This window comes from Neobacillus niacini (assembly GCF_031456445.1).
GTDB lineage: Bacteria > Bacillota > Bacilli > Bacillales > Cytobacillaceae > Neobacillus > Neobacillus niacini_I.
Map to the genome: position 1 here is coordinate 42653 of NZ_JAVDUQ010000036.1, position 14688 is coordinate 57340.

The following is a 14688-nucleotide window of genomic DNA, read 5'->3' on the forward strand; positions in this document are numbered from 1 at the left end:
TTCCTATCTTCGAAGTTCTTCCTTTTTGCTATAATAAGGTAAAAAAGGTGACGAGGTGGAAAGAAAGTGAATCAAGGATTTGAACGAGTCCCTTCCAGTTGGCATGAGCAAATTATTAATCTATTAGCTGAACGAGTCGTCATCGTCGATCGGGAGGGCATTATCCTCTATATCAATGAAGCCTATTGTGAGTTTATCGGAACAACGGTTGAAAACGCTCTGGGACGTCCGGCAAGGGATGTGATTGAAAACTCACGAATGCACCTCGTGGCTAAAACAGGCGAAAAGGAACTGGCAGCGCTTCAACCGATTAACGGCAGTGAAATGATCGCCAACCGTTTTCCGCTTTTTGAAAAAGGGGAAGTAGTAGGGGCGTTGGGGACCGTGATGTTTCGCAGCCCTGAAGAATGGCGGATGTATCAAAGTAAAATTCAGCATCTTGTTGAAGAACTGAAGTATTATCAAACCAAGATTCAAAAGGACTTGAAAAGTAAATACAGCTTTCATGATTTAATTGGGACCAATTCCACGTTCCTTGCAGCAAAAGAACTTGCGAAAAGAATTTCCGACAGTAATTCCTCCGTCTTGCTGATTGGCGAGTCTGGAACCGGAAAGGAATTATTTGCTCATGCGATGCATGCTAATAGTGTTCGTTGTTTCTCCCCGTTTGTAGCGATCAATTGCGCCTCTATTCCAGAGCATTTACTCGAATCAGAACTTTATGGGTATGAGGAGGGAGCGTTTACTGGAGCAAAAAAAGGCGGAAAGATGGGACAGTTTGAACATGCGAATGGGGGAACTCTTTTTCTGGATGAAATAGGAGACATGCCTCTTTCTATGCAAAGTAAACTTTTAAGGGTTCTGCAAGAGAAAGAGGTGCAGCGTGTGGGCGGACATAAATCCATTCGAGTGGATGTCCGAATCATTGCTGCCACCCATCGAGATTTAGAAAAGATGGTAGAGGAAGGAAACTTTCGTCAGGACCTATACTATCGTTTAAATGTTATAAAGATCGAAATTCCTCCCCTTCGAAAACGAAACGAGGATATTCCATTGATTTCGATGAGCCTCTTAAAAAAATTGGAAAAAAGGTTCTACCGAAAAGGAATCGAACTATCGGATGAAGTGCAGGAAAGACTCATGGAGCACACATGGCCAGGGAATATTCGTGAGCTGGAAAATGTACTGGAGCGCTGCATTAATGTGATGGACGGCAAAACGATTCAACCAAATCACTTGCCATTGTATTTACGGGACCAAGAGCCCAAGCGGAATCCTCCAAACCTACCAAAACCAACGATCAACGCTATGGCAGACTTATCTTCTTCACCTGTTCAACCATTAAAAGAAACCTTAGCCCTAGTTGAAAAACAAGCCATTCAACAGGCACTGGCCGTTACGAATGGAAATAAATTAGAAGCTGCCAAGCAGCTTGGAATTAGTAAAACCAGTTTTTATGAAAAATGCAAATTATACGATATCAAATAGCCATGCCACCTAGATGGAAAAGGCCTGGGGAGGAAAGTCAAAGTGATTAAAAATATTTCCATTATTGGTTCAGGAGTAATGGGGAGTAGCATTGCTCAATCTTTTGCGGCTAGTGGTTATTCGGTCCTGATCCATGATTTAAATGAAGAGTTGTTACGAAAATCAAAGAAGCGGATTCATGAAAATGTTTCACTGATGGTGGAAGAAGCAGGTCTGGATGAGGGGCAAAAGCAAGCTGTTTTAGCGAATATTCACTATACGGCAGATTTAGAAGATGCGGTCAAAGAAGCGGATTTTATCCTTGAAGCGATTCCGGAAGTCATTGAGTGGAAGTGGGAGCTTTATGAAAAATTGGAACGAATCATGAAAGCGGATGCTATCGTGGCCTCCAATACATCGACGTTTCCCATCTCACGTTTAATGGAAAAGGTCTCCTTTGCAGAGCGGATGATGATTACGCATTTCTTTAATCCCGGTCATTTAGTCCCTTTAGTTGAAATGGTGAAGCATCCTCAAACAAAAGAGGAGGTTGTGGATGCGACATTGGATCTGATTCGCCGGATCGGTAAATCACCTATTCTCTTAAAGAAAGAGATTTCCGGCTTTATTGCCAACCGGTTGCAGACGGCCTTAATGCGTGAAGCCTTTTACTTGCTTAAAGAAGGTGTTGCCAGTGCACGGGATATTGATACCGCGATCACGGGCGGACCAGGATTTCGCTGGGCATTTACAGGGCCGATTGAAATTGCCGATTTCGGCGGACTGGATACCTGGCAGCGAGTGTTTGAAAATGTAGCTCCTGATTTGGATCAAAGTGTGGAAGCCCCTAAAATCATTCGGGAATTGGTTGAACAGGGAAAGCTTGGAACAAAATCAGGCGAAGGCATTTATCCATATGATGATCGAATTGTTTCCCAAAAGCTGAATGAACGAGACCGAAATTTTATTAAACTTGGAAAAATGAAAGCCGAGGGTATTCCACAACAGGCTAAAGTTTAAACGCAATGAACAATCTGAAGGCGTGGCAAAGTTTAGAAGAAAATAAATTATTTTCAAAGGTGATGATACTTGATGGAAAAGTATAAGACGATCGATTCAATAGAAGAAGCCATTCACGATATACAAGATGGGGCAACAATCATTGTTGGCGGCTTCGGTCTATCCGGTATCCCAGAAAAGGCCATTCTTGCTTTACGTGATAAAGGAACAAAGGATTTAACGATTGTCAGCAATAACTGTGGGGTAGACGATTGGGGTCTTGGTCTTTTATTAGAGAATCGGCAAATTAAAAAAATGATCTCCTCATATGTCGGGGAAAACAAGCTTTTTGAGCGCCAATTTTTGAGTGGTGAAATCGAAGTAGAATTAGTGCCACAAGGGACACTCGCTGAGAGAATTCGTGCCGGTGGTGCTGGAATTCCGGGATTTTATACGGCGACCGGTGTAGGGACACCGATTGCGGAAGGAAAAGAGCATAAAGTATTTAACGGAAGAACCTATATTTTGGAAGAGGGAATTGTCGGAGATTTTGCGTTTGTAAAAGCATGGAAGGCAGATCCGCTTGGAAATCTAGTCTATCGAAAAACAGCGCGCAATTTTAACCCACTTGCCGCGATGGCCGGAAAGGTCACGATTGCGGAGGTGGAGGAAATCACTCCGATTGGCGGGTTAGATGCCGATCAAATTCATACCCCTAGTGTCTTTGTTCAAAGGGTCTTCCTCGGAACGAACTATGAGAAGCGAATTGAAAGGCTTACGGTTAGCCACGCATAGAGAAACTATTTGGGAGGAGAAAACGCATGAGTGAAACGAGACAAAGAATTGTAAAGCGGGCAGCACAAGAGATCCAGGATGGGATGAATGTGAATCTGGGAATTGGAATGCCAACGCTTTTAGCTAATGAAATACCGAACGATTATCAAGTATTGCTTCAATCGGAAAACGGATTATTAGGGATTGGACCCTATCCGGTTGCAGGGGATGAAGACCCTGATCTGATCAATGCAGGAAAAGAAACTGTCACGATTGTGCCGGGTGCTTCCTATTTTGATAGTGCCGAATCGTTTGCGATGATTCGGGGCGGGCATATTGACCTTGCCATTCTTGGTGGAATGGAGGTTTCTGAAACCGGGGATTTAGCCAATTGGATGATCCCAGGTAAAATGGTTAAAGGAATGGGCGGTGCAATGGATCTTGTCCATGGTGCCAAACGCGTAGTTGTGATCATGGAACATGTCAATAAACATGGAGAATCAAAAGTAAAAAGGACATGTTCTCTTCCCTTAACAGGACAAGGGGTGGTCCACCGCTTAATCACGGATCTGGCCGTCTTTGATTTTACTACGGAAGGTATGGTCCTAGTAGATACACAAGAGGGAGTTTCGGTAGAAGAAGTAAAGGAAAAAACAGAAGCTGCTTTTTCTGTTCATCCGGAATTGCTTTTAACATAGTAAAATCATCCATTGACCCCGGTTCTTTATCTGGAACCGGGGTCATGTTTTTCATTATAGGGCAAAATAATCGATAGTTGAATGACTTGATTTTTGTAATCCACTTGGAGGGATCCATGATGCAATTCAATGATGCTTTTTGTTATCGCTAATCCTAATCCTGCTCCAGATGTATTAGAAGAACGAGAAGGATCGACTCGATAAAAACGATCAAATAATCTCGTAACTTCTTCTTCTGAGAGGGATTCACATGGATTTGCTACAGAAATTTGAACCGATTGTTTACTTTTAACCATTTTCACATGAATGTTTCCAGGGGACGTGCTATATTTGATTGCATTGGTCAATACATTTTCCAATGCCCGAACCATTTGATTCGGATCCACCTCCATCAGGAATTGTTCTTTTGGAAGTTCGTCCCGAAACATCACTTTGTGATCTTTCGCGATGGGATCGAGTTCATCCATTAGTTGTCTCAGCATTTGGTTTAGGCTGACTTTTTCTTTTTTGAGCTGTACACCCTCATAATTTAAACGAGTAAAATCAAATAAATCCTCAATTAATTTTTTTAATTGTTCTGATTTTCCGTAGGCAATATCGACGTATTCGTCTAATTGTGTTTCGTTCTTATATTGATGGTCTTTCACCAGCCTTAAATAACCCATAATAGAAGTTAGCGGTGTACGTAAGTCATGGGAAACATTGGTGATCAGTTCATCCTTTAGTTTTTCGGTTTGTCTTTGTCTTTCAATCATTTCGTTCAATTCAAAAGCCATGTAATTAATATTGGTTGCGAGCGTTCCCAATTCATCTTTGCTTTTCTCCCGAATCCTATAGTGTAATTTTCCCTTTGCGATTTCCATTAACCCTAATGCGATCTCCTCGATTTCTTTCATTTTGCGTTGGGTGATCAAATAAAAACAGAGAATAAACGTAACAAGTCCAAGAAGATAGGGAGTCACTCCGGGTTCTTCTACATAAAATGCCGTAGACTTCGGAACCCCCTTTACAATTAAATAATTTTTTCCTCCATTAAGGGTGATCGGATAAATTCTTGTAATCGATGGATGCTCTTCATGTTCTTTTCCAACGAAAGCCTTTTGGGCATCTGCCGTCACATCATGAAGATCTACTTGTGTATCGCTCCTGCCTTTCGATTGATAAAGGACTTTTCCATCTAAATTTGTAATGACGGTATGGAGCTTATTTTTATTGATTACATATTGAATTAATTCATTTTTTGTTAAATGATAGACGGAATTCGCAGCGTTTGGAACGGATAACCACTCCCCATTCCCTTTTGAGGGAGGGAGAGGACGGTTGAGAAACTTATTTTTAAAAACAGGATCTTCGTCCCCTAATTCATTTACAAGCCCGCTCGTATCTTGATTCATTTGATTTAATTGTCTAGCCATATTTCGTGCACTTTCATCAATGGTGACAATACCTTCCGTAAAATCAAGCCTCCGATCTTGATTCACAAAGAAAGGGCTTGAGGCGAAACCGACAAGCAGTGAAACCAGAATACAAAATGCAAAGGCTAATATCACCTGAATTCGGATGCTTGTCTCCACGGGATAAATTAATTTATCCCAATAGCTCCCTTTAAGAAGAGGTTTTTTATTGTTCAATTTTATAGCCCACCCCCCAAACCGTTTTGATATATCGAGGTGTACGCGGGTTGTTCTCCAGTTTCTCGCGCAAGTTACGAATATGAACCATTACTGTGTTTTCTGATTCATAAAAGGGTTCATTCCATACCCGTTCATAGATTTTTTCCGTACTAAACACGACACCGGGGTTGCGAGCCAAAAGTTCTAAAATGGCAAATTCCCTTGGCGTTAGCTTTATTTCTTTCCCTTCGACTGTGACCTCGTGTGTAGAAATGTTGATCATAAGCTCATCGATTGAAATCACATCCATCTGCCCGCCGATATTCGCCTGCGGGTTTCCGTCACTTTGATTTAATCGGAGATAACGGCGAAGCTGCGACTTAATTCTTGCCACTAATTCCAAAGGTTGAAACGGTTTCGTTACATAATCATCTGCTCCGGTTGTTAACCCCATGATTTTATCCATATCCTGCGATTTTGCCGATAACATAATAATAGGAACATTTCGGTTTTCTCTGATTTTCATACAGGCTTGAATTCCATCTAAACGAGGCATCATGATATCTAACACGACTAAATGGACATTTTCCTTTTCAAGGTATTCTAACCCCTCGATTCCATCGGCTGCTTTCAACACGTTATATCCTTCATTCGTCAAATAAATCCCAATTAAATCACGAATTTCTTTTTCATCATCAATAATTAGAATGGTTTCTTGTGACATGTAAACCTCTCCTTTCTAATGCCTAAAGTTTACTCTAATCCTCTTAAGAAAAAACGATAGAAATTCTGAAGATTTTCTGAAGTTCTCCCTTAACTCTTAAGAAATTCTTCAGAAAGAAAGATATTTTTCCTTAAGAAGTTTTTTGTACGATACATACATGCAGACGAGGAGGTATTCGGAATGAATCAAAAATGGAAAACCGTTGGTGTTCTTTGTTTTCTGCTCAGTATACCAGCGATGATGTTGGTTTATCCATACTTGAATACACCGACTCGTGGTGTTCATTCGCTTGTTACGAGTTTAGATAACGCCATTCCTGTTGTGAAATGGTTTGTGATACCCTACGTTGCCTGGGTTGCTTATATATCGATTACGTTGATTTACTTTTGTTTTAAAGATCGCACGCTTGGATTCAAAACGATTCTTGTTTTTGACCTTGGATTACTGGTTTGCTTTCTTATTTATTATTTTTATCAAACGGTAGGGCCCGTACGCCCTGTGATCAGTGGTCATGACTTTCTATCACGAATGTTGGCGTATGTATATCAAATGGATCAACCGTACAATAGCTTTCCAAGCATTCATGTCTTGAGCAGTTATTTACTGATACGGGCGATTCGAAACCGTTCGTGGAAAAACAAGTGGATCGGGTGGATGATAGGATGTTTTTCGACTTCCATAATCCTTGCCACCTTGTTTATCAAACAACATGTAATCATCGATGTTTTAGCCGCCATTTTATTGGTTGAGTGTTTATTTAAGATGGTAGAGATCGTTTATCGTTGGTTATCCGTACCGAAACGCAAAGTAAAACCTGTTGCGGAGAAATCTTTTTCAGTCTAGCCAAGATAGCCTAAAGAGGAACCGCTGGTGGGCATTTGAAACCTATAGAGAACATTTAAAAGGAGTGGAGATCCATGAAGGCAGTCAATAAAGGAAAAATTTTAATTCTTACCGGAAATTATGGAGATGGTCATATTCAAGTAGCACAAGCTATACATGAAGCGATACAAATTCGATTTCCATCCTTAGAACCTGTGATATTTGATTTTATGGAATGGGTCCATCCGTATTCTAATCATGTAAGCCGTTTCCTTTATCTTCAAGGGGTAAAAAAGTTCCCTCAGCTGTATGGTTATATTTATCAAAAGACACGGAGAATGAACACTTTTTCCAGGATGATGAAGACGATTTTCTCTTCAGGGATCGGAAGAATGGTTAAATTAATTGAAGAAGTGGAGCCGACGGTTGTTGTCAGTACGTTTCCATTGGCAGCTGCCGTGATGTCAAAATTGAAATCCTATGGTTTAACCGATGTTCCTACCGTTACAACGATTACGGATCATACCGACCATAGCTGCTGGATTTATCCTTGTACCGATCAATATATCGTCGGCTCAAGGAGTGTCCGTGATTCTTTAATTGACTTAGGCGTTGAAGAGAATCGTATTGCTGATACAGGGATTCCGATTCGACAGCAATTTTCTCAGTCCTTTCAACGAGATGAAATTTTTGCGAAACATGGTCTAGAACCGCATTTACCTACCGTTTTAGTGATGGGAGGAGGCTGTGGCTTGATTGGAGATGGAAGTTCCACCCTTCAGGAGTTGGATGCATTACCGCAGCCCATTCAATTGATCATTGTTTGTGGGCATAATGAAAAACTTCGGATGGAATTAGAGGGAAATCTAAAGGACTCCAAACATCGCATCCATCTCACTGGTTATATCAATTATGTTCACGAGTTAATGGCGATTTCCGATTTAATGATTACCAAACCGGGAGGAGTCACTACCTTTGAAGCGATTGCCATGGAATTGCCGATGCTTCTTTACAAACCGATTCCTGGCCAAGAACAGGATAACGCTAAATTTTTAGTTCGTTCAGGAGTGGCGATTCAAGCCGAAACGGACCGTGATTTAACCGATCTTTTAGCCAAATTACTAAGCAATAGAGAACTGCTTCAACAGATGAAGGAGAATTCAAAACAATTTCATCCGAAGGAATCTGCGTTTGCATCCGTTGAAATTATTAAGGATACAAAAGAGTCCCATAGCCGTATACAGGACCTCATGTATTCATTTGGCTCATAAGTCCTTAGGAAGGTGAAAGATGGAAAATTCTATGTTTGCGTCATCTAACTCAAAGAATCGGACAGCCCGCTCTCTTTCGATTGGGAGTTTGATTTTCTTCTTGCTCCTTACAGGAATTTATTTGTACTTTGTTCATACCGGAACGGCAAAAGTCTGGCTTGCATCCATTCGTCACTTAGGTGTTTTCGGGATCCTCTTAGGGATTTTGATCCAAACGCTTGTCAATGTAATCCCTGCGCCAGGCGAATTTGTCTCTGTTTTTCTTATTGAACTATATGGTCCCGTTGCAGGCGGACTCTATTCCTGGATTGGCGGGATCTTAGGCGCAGTCCTTGCGTATCATTTGTCCCATTGGATCGCCCGTCCCATCATTGAACCATTAGCAAAGCCTTACCTGGAAAAAATAGACCGTTGGCTGCAAAAACAAGGAGATTTGGGTCTTTTGTTCATCCGTTTTGTTCCATTGGTTCCCTACCATTTCATCAATTATGCGGCAGGTCTATTGCGAGTGAACAGAAGGGCTTTTATCTGGACAACCGCCTTAGGGATCTTGCCGTATACGATATCGGTAAGTATGTTATTTGCCGGGTTAAGATATGGAAAATTCCTTCCGTTTATCGTCGGCGGCGGACTCTTTATCTTGTCTTCTATTTTAAGCATCGTCCTACGGAGAAAAGTGGATTAAGTCTTTAAAGGGGAGAATCAAGGATATGGTTAAGCTTATTTTACTTGTGTTGTTGTTGCTGGCATTTTACTGGTTCATTCCTTTTATTCTTACAGCCCGTTTAGGTATTGGGGTATTAAAACGGAAGGATTCTTCCGCAAAAATTGCCTTTACTTTTGATGACGGTCCCAATCGTATTTTCACACCGCAGCTATTGGACCTGTTAAAAGTAAATGATATCAAAGCGACCTTTTTTGTTGTTGGTTCGAAAGCGGAAAAATACCCTGAGTTAATCGCAAGAATGCATGCAGAGGGACATTTAATTGGAATTCATAATTACGTGCACAAAGCCAACTGGGTCATGAGCCCTTGGAAGATTCGGCGGGATTTGCGGAAGAGTGCTTCCATCATTGAAAAAATTACCGGGGAACGCACAATCTATTATCGTCCGCCGTGGGGGTTAATGAACGTATTTGATTTTTTCCTCATGAAAAAGTATAAGATTATCCATTGGTCAGTCATGGCGGAAGATTGGAAAAGTAAAGGTGGCAGTGAAAAAGTGAAAAACATCTTGATGCAGAAGATAAAAAGTGGGGATGTCATCCTCTTGCATGATTGCGGAGAAACCTTAGGAGCGGATGCCCATGCTCCCATCAATACCATTCATGCTTTAAAAGATGTCTTTAAAGAACTATCAAGCCGAGGAATGTCTTGTGTAAGAGTGGATGAATTGTAGATATGTGCGGGATTTTATTGAGGCATTTTTATAAAAAAGTTCAGGTAAAGAGTGGAGAATAAAACTTGTTAAAAAACTGGAGATCAAGATTCTGCTGCCATTTTGGTGGCTTTTTTCGTATGTTCATTCCTTTAAATAGGTGGGGAATTTTGATATCAACATAATTTAGCCGGATATCGACACAAAATCGGATTATATCAACATATTTTTTAAAGATATCGACATGGATTTCGATTATATCAACACAAATTGGCCGGATATCGACATATTTTTTGGTTATATCAACAATGTAGCAGGATATCTACAAAAGTGGGATGGAAAAAATCTTTCGGATCAGAACCTCAGGTAAATGCTTGCCTAGTGATTTTTTATTAGTGAATGGTGTGCTTTTTTGCCCACTTTTTAACCTTTTGAATAGGTTTATCTTAACTAGACAACAAAATTAAGGTTAAGTAGACTAAAAACTAAACCACTTTGAAAGGGTAAGAGAGGCATTCTAGCCATTTTATTTGGATCTCTTAAACTACTAAATATAACAAAATAGACAGAAAATTTAAAATGTTGATCATACACCCCAGGTAAGTGAATTCAAAGCAATTTGGATAAAGGAGGAGGAATCATTATGTTGGAATTTGACACAAATATCGACCAATTCGCCACAATCAAGGTCATCGGTGTTGGCGGCGGGGGAAACAACGCCGTGAATCGTATGATTGAAGCTGGAGTTGAGGGTGTAGAATTTATTGCTGTTAATACAGATGCACAAGCACTTAATCAATCAAAAGCAGAGATCGCGATGCAAATCGGTGGAGCATTGACAAGAGGTTTAGGAGCAGGGGCAAATCCGGAAATTGGAAAAATGGCTGCGGAAGAAAGCAAACAGCAGATCGAAGAAGTGTTAGCAGGCGCAGACATGGTTTTCGTTACAGCTGGAATGGGCGGCGGTACCGGAACAGGGGCAGCCCCTGCCATTGCGAAAATTGCACGTAAGCTGGGTGCCCTCACAATTGGGGTGGTAACACGTCCATTTAAATTTGAAGGTCAAAAACGTGCTAAAAACGCTGAAATTGGAATTAACGCCATCAGGCAAGCGGTGGACACCCTTATTATTATTCCAAACGATCGTTTATTGGAGATTGTTGATAAAAATACCCCCATGCTAGAAGCTTTCCGTGAAGCAGATAATGTTCTAAGGCAGGGGGTTCAAGGGATTTCCGATTTAATTGCAGTGCCGGGTTTAATCAACCTTGATTTTGCTGATGTGAAAACGGTCATGTCCCATAAAGGTACTGCCCTAATGGGAATTGGGATTGCCACAGGGAGTAATCGTGCGGCTGAGGCTGCAAAGAAAGCCTTAAATAGTCCCTTATTGGAAACTTCTATTAATGGAGCTCAGGGTGTAATCATGAACATAACGGGCGGCGGTAATTTAAGTCTTTTTGAAGTACAGGAAGCAGCCGACATCGTTGCATCTGCTTCTCACGAAGAATTAAATATGATTTTTGGGTCGGTCATTAACGAAAACCTTAATGAAGAAATTATCGTAACGGTCATTGCCACAGGATTTAATGAGGAGGAGGAGGTTCCATTTGAACAACCTTCTTCCCAGCCTTCAATGGAAGAAATATCTCATCCATATCAAAGGGAACAGCGGTTACAGGGGAGACAACGTGAGCCGAGATACCGAAGCGAACCCGTTCAAGATTATGACCGATACTCTGAACCTCCGAGGGGAGATTACGACCGATACTCCGAACCTCCGAAGGAAGATTATGATCGATACTCCACACAGTCAAAAGACTCTCTGGATGTTCCATCGTTTTTGCGCAATCGAAGGAGACGATCTTAATTCAACTTTAGGAAGTCACAGGCAGAAATTCCCTATCCATTCATAAAAAAACGCTCAGAGATGAGCGTTTTTTGTATGGTTCGCTTTTATAGAGGGAGCATAAGAAACACAGGGTTCACCTACCCCGTGTTACTTTCCTTTAGGTTCTCCTAACGATAATCCAATCCTTTTTGATAATATTCCATCATCATTTCTTCAGGAACCATATTTCCGCCAGTCATGTGAATTCTCATCATCCACAAAATAACATTTAGGATCCCGCTCCGCTTGGATTCGACCTTCCTCTACCGCTTTACTATATTCCGCTTCATATTCAATGACATGAACCTTTTTGCTTCGAAGCAAGTCTTTTTTCCATTGTTTTGTTAATGTTTGTAATCCATATAATCTTATTTTATTAATTCCTAAGAGAAAAGCACCCATCTAGGGTGCTTTCCGTATTCATCCGATTTACTTAGAGAACAAGCTTTTTACACCCTTATAAATTAGGACGAGTGAGAAGACGATAACGGTTAGAATGCCAATAATATCTGTAACCGGTGAAACGCTTTCAAGAAATGAATCAGCTAACGGAACTTTTATAAGTGCAAAACCAGATAAAATTGTAGCAAGAAATAAGAAAATCCGATTATCCATTGGTTCCTCCTCCTTCCTATGTGATTGATAAATTATATGTCATCGTTATTTTGAATATGTCAGTTGTGTAACAAGAGTTTTTTGAGGCACCTGGAGGGTATACACTCGAAGTGTTTTGTTACTAATTATTTGTATTATAATAGGAGCTGTTGGTGTGAAAATAACTTCTGGACAGTAAGAAAGTACAAGTTAGGAGAAATCCTGGCTTTTTATTTTAAAGATAAGAAAGAAAATTTCGACTTTGAGAATTGTCCAGCTCCAGCGCCTAGCCCCTCTAGGTCGCTACGCTTACCATCGACTAGTCTTACTATATCGGGGCTGACCAAGGCGCTTGCGCTTTTCTTATGTATAATTTAAATTTCCTTCTAAAGACGGTAAATAAATTACAAAATTTGTTATATTAGCGCGAAATGTACTAAAGATAATCGCCATTCATAGTTCAGTGGAATTATATTTCCCCTTGATTGGATAATATTTGAATGATTGGGGTGACACGTATTTTTTGGCCAGCAACCTATCCGTGGAATACGGATCGTGAACGTCAACAAGTATGGATGGATATATGTTCATACCCTGTGCCGGTTAGATTTCTTCGAAATGGCCCGTTGGGCGCAGGAGCAAGAACATACTTTGGTGGACATATACTAGATATGTTCGGTAAAGAATTTTTGCTTTATGCGGCTTATTTCACCAAATTTTTAAGAAAAATAGAAGAAAATGATAATTATGACTTGGTTTGTTTGTAAATTAAAAATAACCTTTATCCTTGATTGGCTATATGCCTTTCAAGGTTTTTCTTTATTCAACAATATACAAAGGGGGATATGGGTACGTTTTTCCTGTGTCATATATAACTTTTTCAAGTGATACGGCAAAAATGCAAAACACTGCAACCCCTTTATATATTGGGGTTGCAGTGTTTTGTATTCAGAGATCTCTCAGGATATACCTTTTAGTTTAATATTTTTACCTTTAATTGTTTTACTCCAAAATTAACCGCATTTTGTTCAGAAGGAATAAAGACATCAATTCGATTTCCTTTAATGGCTCCACCAGTATCTCCGGCGATTGCTTCACCATAGCCTTCAACATACACTTTACTGCCAAGCGGGATTACAGAGGGGTCAACCGCGATGACTTTTTTATCTGGATTTGCTTTAATGTTTATTCCAGTTGCGGTAGTACCGGAACATCCCTCGCAATAGGCTGTATAGGCTGTGGCTTTCACGGTAATTTCCTTTGAACTCGAATTACTTGTGGATGCAGCTTTTACGGCAGGTGCACTTTCCTCTTGTGTTGATTCAGCCTTTACTGAAGGTGCAGAAAGTTTCACTGCTTTTTCTGTAACAACCGTGTTATTCGTATTTATGCCTTCATAGATTAATAGGTTTAATCCAGGATGGATGAGATCGGTATTTAAATGGTTCCATTCTTTAATAAGTGAAACAGATGTATCATGTTCCATGGCAATGTCCCATAATGTGTCGCCTTGTTTGACAATATGATGTTTTTCTTGTGCAACGGTTAGTTTATCGCCAGGATAAATAAGTTCTGTAGTAAGATGGTTCAACTTTTGGATATTTTCTACTGATGTATTATGTACGCGGGATAGATCCCAAAGGGTATCCCCTTTTTGTACCGTAATCGTTGCAGCTTGTACATTAGCACTTACAGTTACTGAGAGTACAGCAACTGCTATCATTGTTATCATTTTTTTAAGCATTCTTTTACCCTCCGTTTTCTTTGGTTGCTAATTTTTCATAATCGTAACATGAATTTTTCTGAAACAAAGAACAGAGAGATGTTAATTCGTTTACCTTCGTGGCAATTATATTGCAGGATTATGTCGGAAATAGTTGAACAATCTGAAAACAATGTCATTCTCAAAGGAGAGGGGAAGGAAAAACGAATATAAAAATGACGTGGGAAATTCACGTATCCTTTTAATAAATTAAACTGTTGTACAAAATTCGGGTCTACGGTCCTTCACACTTGGCAGCTTTTCTCGAAGGTAATCGTAATAAACCAGAAAAGGCTCCTTAAGAATGGGAATAAATTATTTATAAACTGTTGACATCAGTAAAATAATCTAGTAATATTACTTCTTGTCACCAACAGAAAATATTAAACTTCAAAAAAGTAGTTGATTTAATTAATTGTTTCTGTTATGATAATAAACGCTGCTGATTTAAGAGAAAAATTCTTAAAAAGCAATTGACACTTTTGTAAGTGAGATGGTATGCTAAAGACCTTCTCGAAAAATTGCTCTTTGAAAACTAAACAAACAAAAACGTCAACAAACAATAATAATCGTGTTTCTTCTATTATATAGAGAACACGAGCCAACGTAACATTCGAGCTACATCAACTTTCTTGGAGAGTTTGATCCTGGCTCAGGACGAACGCTGGCGGCGTGCCTAATACATGCAAGTCGA

At 40.1% G+C, this 14688-nt stretch carries 13 protein-coding genes, 1 rRNA gene and 2 pseudogenes; 11 read left to right on the plus strand and 5 right to left on the minus strand.

Going from position 1 to position 14688, the window contains the following annotated elements:
- Window positions 1–66 precede the first annotated feature (66 nt).
- The 4 genes from J2Y67_RS22655 (at window position 67) to J2Y67_RS22670 (ending at window position 3938) form a co-directional block, all read left to right on the plus strand.
- Window positions 67–1488: a sigma-54 interaction domain-containing protein gene (locus tag J2Y67_RS22655; protein WP_310177678.1), complete on the plus strand. Its 1422-nt coding sequence runs from the start codon at window positions 67–69 to the stop codon at window positions 1486–1488.
- Between the two features lie 42 nt (window positions 1489–1530).
- The gene (locus J2Y67_RS22660) at window positions 1531–2487 is read left to right on the plus strand and encodes a 3-hydroxyacyl-CoA dehydrogenase family protein (RefSeq protein ID WP_310177679.1); all 957 of its coding nucleotides are present in this window, start codon (window positions 1531–1533) and stop codon (window positions 2485–2487) included.
- 72 nt (window positions 2488–2559) lie between these two features.
- Complete coding sequence (locus J2Y67_RS22665; RefSeq protein WP_310177680.1) at window positions 2560–3261, plus strand: CoA transferase subunit A; 702 nt, start codon at window positions 2560–2562, stop codon at window positions 3259–3261.
- Window positions 3262–3287: 26 nt separating this feature from the next.
- Window positions 3288–3938, plus strand: a complete 651-nt coding sequence (locus J2Y67_RS22670; RefSeq protein ID WP_310177681.1) for a 3-oxoacid CoA-transferase subunit B — start codon at window positions 3288–3290, stop codon at window positions 3936–3938.
- Between the two features lie 26 nt (window positions 3939–3964).
- Here the strand turns inward: J2Y67_RS22670 and J2Y67_RS22675 are convergent, their stop codons facing one another.
- Window positions 3965–5569 (minus strand): sensor histidine kinase, encoded by a 1605-nt coding sequence (locus tag J2Y67_RS22675; protein ID WP_310177682.1) that lies wholly within the window; start codon window positions 5567–5569, stop codon window positions 3965–3967.
- Entirely contained in the window at window positions 5559–6275 is a 717-nt protein-coding gene (locus tag J2Y67_RS22680) for a response regulator transcription factor (RefSeq protein ID WP_310177683.1), read from the minus strand. The genes J2Y67_RS22675 and J2Y67_RS22680 overlap by 11 nt, the downstream gene beginning before the upstream one ends.
- Window positions 6276–6455: 180 nt before the next feature.
- Between J2Y67_RS22680 and J2Y67_RS22685 the strand changes: the two genes are divergently transcribed.
- The 5 genes from J2Y67_RS22685 (at window position 6456) to ftsZ (ending at window position 11617) form a co-directional block, all read left to right on the plus strand.
- Window positions 6456–7118, plus strand: a complete 663-nt coding sequence (locus tag J2Y67_RS22685) for a phosphatase PAP2 family protein (protein WP_310177684.1) — start codon at window positions 6456–6458, stop codon at window positions 7116–7118.
- 74 nt (window positions 7119–7192) lie between these two features.
- Window positions 7193–8368 carry an MGDG synthase family glycosyltransferase gene (locus J2Y67_RS22690; protein WP_310177686.1) on the plus strand — a complete coding sequence of 392 codons (1176 nt, stop codon included), beginning with the start codon at window positions 7193–7195 and terminating at the stop codon, window positions 8366–8368.
- Between the two features lie 19 nt (window positions 8369–8387).
- Window positions 8388–9053, plus strand: a complete 666-nt coding sequence (locus J2Y67_RS22695; RefSeq protein WP_310177687.1) for a TVP38/TMEM64 family protein — start codon at window positions 8388–8390, stop codon at window positions 9051–9053.
- Between the two features lie 25 nt (window positions 9054–9078).
- Window positions 9079–9768 carry a polysaccharide deacetylase family protein gene (locus tag J2Y67_RS22700; protein ID WP_310177688.1) on the plus strand — a complete coding sequence of 230 codons (690 nt, stop codon included), beginning with the start codon at window positions 9079–9081 and terminating at the stop codon, window positions 9766–9768.
- A gap of 622 nt (window positions 9769–10390) precedes the next feature.
- Window positions 10391–11617 carry a cell division protein FtsZ gene (gene ftsZ / locus J2Y67_RS22705; RefSeq protein WP_310177689.1) on the plus strand — a complete coding sequence of 409 codons (1227 nt, stop codon included), beginning with the start codon at window positions 10391–10393 and terminating at the stop codon, window positions 11615–11617.
- A 216-nt stretch (window positions 11618–11833) separates the two neighbouring features.
- Here the strand turns inward: ftsZ and J2Y67_RS22710 are convergent.
- Together J2Y67_RS22710 and J2Y67_RS22715 are read right to left on the minus strand one after the other, a co-directional pair.
- Window positions 11834–11980 (minus strand): annotated as a pseudogene (locus J2Y67_RS22710) (D-serine ammonia-lyase); the annotation flags it as partial.
- A gap of 87 nt (window positions 11981–12067) precedes the next feature.
- The gene (locus J2Y67_RS22715) at window positions 12068–12253 is read right to left on the minus strand and encodes a hypothetical protein (RefSeq protein ID WP_310177690.1); all 186 of its coding nucleotides are present in this window, start codon (window positions 12251–12253) and stop codon (window positions 12068–12070) included.
- Window positions 12254–12738: 485 nt separating this feature from the next.
- On the opposite strand from J2Y67_RS22715, the pseudogene J2Y67_RS22720 reads away from it, so the two are divergent.
- Window positions 12739–12927: pseudogene (locus tag J2Y67_RS22720) on the plus strand (hypothetical protein); the annotation flags it as partial.
- 278 nt (window positions 12928–13205) lie between these two features.
- Here J2Y67_RS22720 and J2Y67_RS22725 read toward each other — a convergent pair.
- Window positions 13206–13976, minus strand: coding sequence for a LysM peptidoglycan-binding and 3D domain-containing protein (locus J2Y67_RS22725; protein ID WP_310177691.1), 771 nt, complete (start codon window positions 13974–13976; stop codon window positions 13206–13208).
- 647 nt (window positions 13977–14623) lie between these two features.
- On the opposite strand from J2Y67_RS22725, the gene J2Y67_RS22730 reads away from it, so the two are divergent.
- Window positions 14624–14688, plus strand: a 16S ribosomal RNA gene (locus J2Y67_RS22730); the annotation flags it as partial.

Coding starts and splice junctions, on each gene's coding strand:
- J2Y67_RS22725 (WP_310177691.1), bottom strand. CDS start 13,976: ATGCTTAAAAAAATGATAACAATGATAGCAGTTGCTGTACTCTCAGTA.
- J2Y67_RS22700 (WP_310177688.1), top strand. CDS start 9,079: ATGGTTAAGCTTATTTTACTTGTGTTGTTGTTGCTGGCATTTTACTGG.
- J2Y67_RS22680 (WP_310177683.1), bottom strand. CDS start 6,275: ATGTCACAAGAAACCATTCTAATTATTGATGATGAAAAAGAAATTCGT.
- J2Y67_RS22685 (WP_310177684.1), top strand. CDS start 6,456: ATGAATCAAAAATGGAAAACCGTTGGTGTTCTTTGTTTTCTGCTCAGT.
- J2Y67_RS22695 (WP_310177687.1), top strand. CDS start 8,388: ATGGAAAATTCTATGTTTGCGTCATCTAACTCAAAGAATCGGACAGCC.
- J2Y67_RS22715 (WP_310177690.1), bottom strand. CDS start 12,253: ATGGATAATCGGATTTTCTTATTTCTTGCTACAATTTTATCTGGTTTT.
- J2Y67_RS22665 (WP_310177680.1), top strand. CDS start 2,560: ATGGAAAAGTATAAGACGATCGATTCAATAGAAGAAGCCATTCACGAT.
- ftsZ (WP_310177689.1), top strand. CDS start 10,391: ATGTTGGAATTTGACACAAATATCGACCAATTCGCCACAATCAAGGTC.
- J2Y67_RS22690 (WP_310177686.1), top strand. CDS start 7,193: ATGAAGGCAGTCAATAAAGGAAAAATTTTAATTCTTACCGGAAATTAT.
- J2Y67_RS22670 (WP_310177681.1), top strand. CDS start 3,288: ATGAGTGAAACGAGACAAAGAATTGTAAAGCGGGCAGCACAAGAGATC.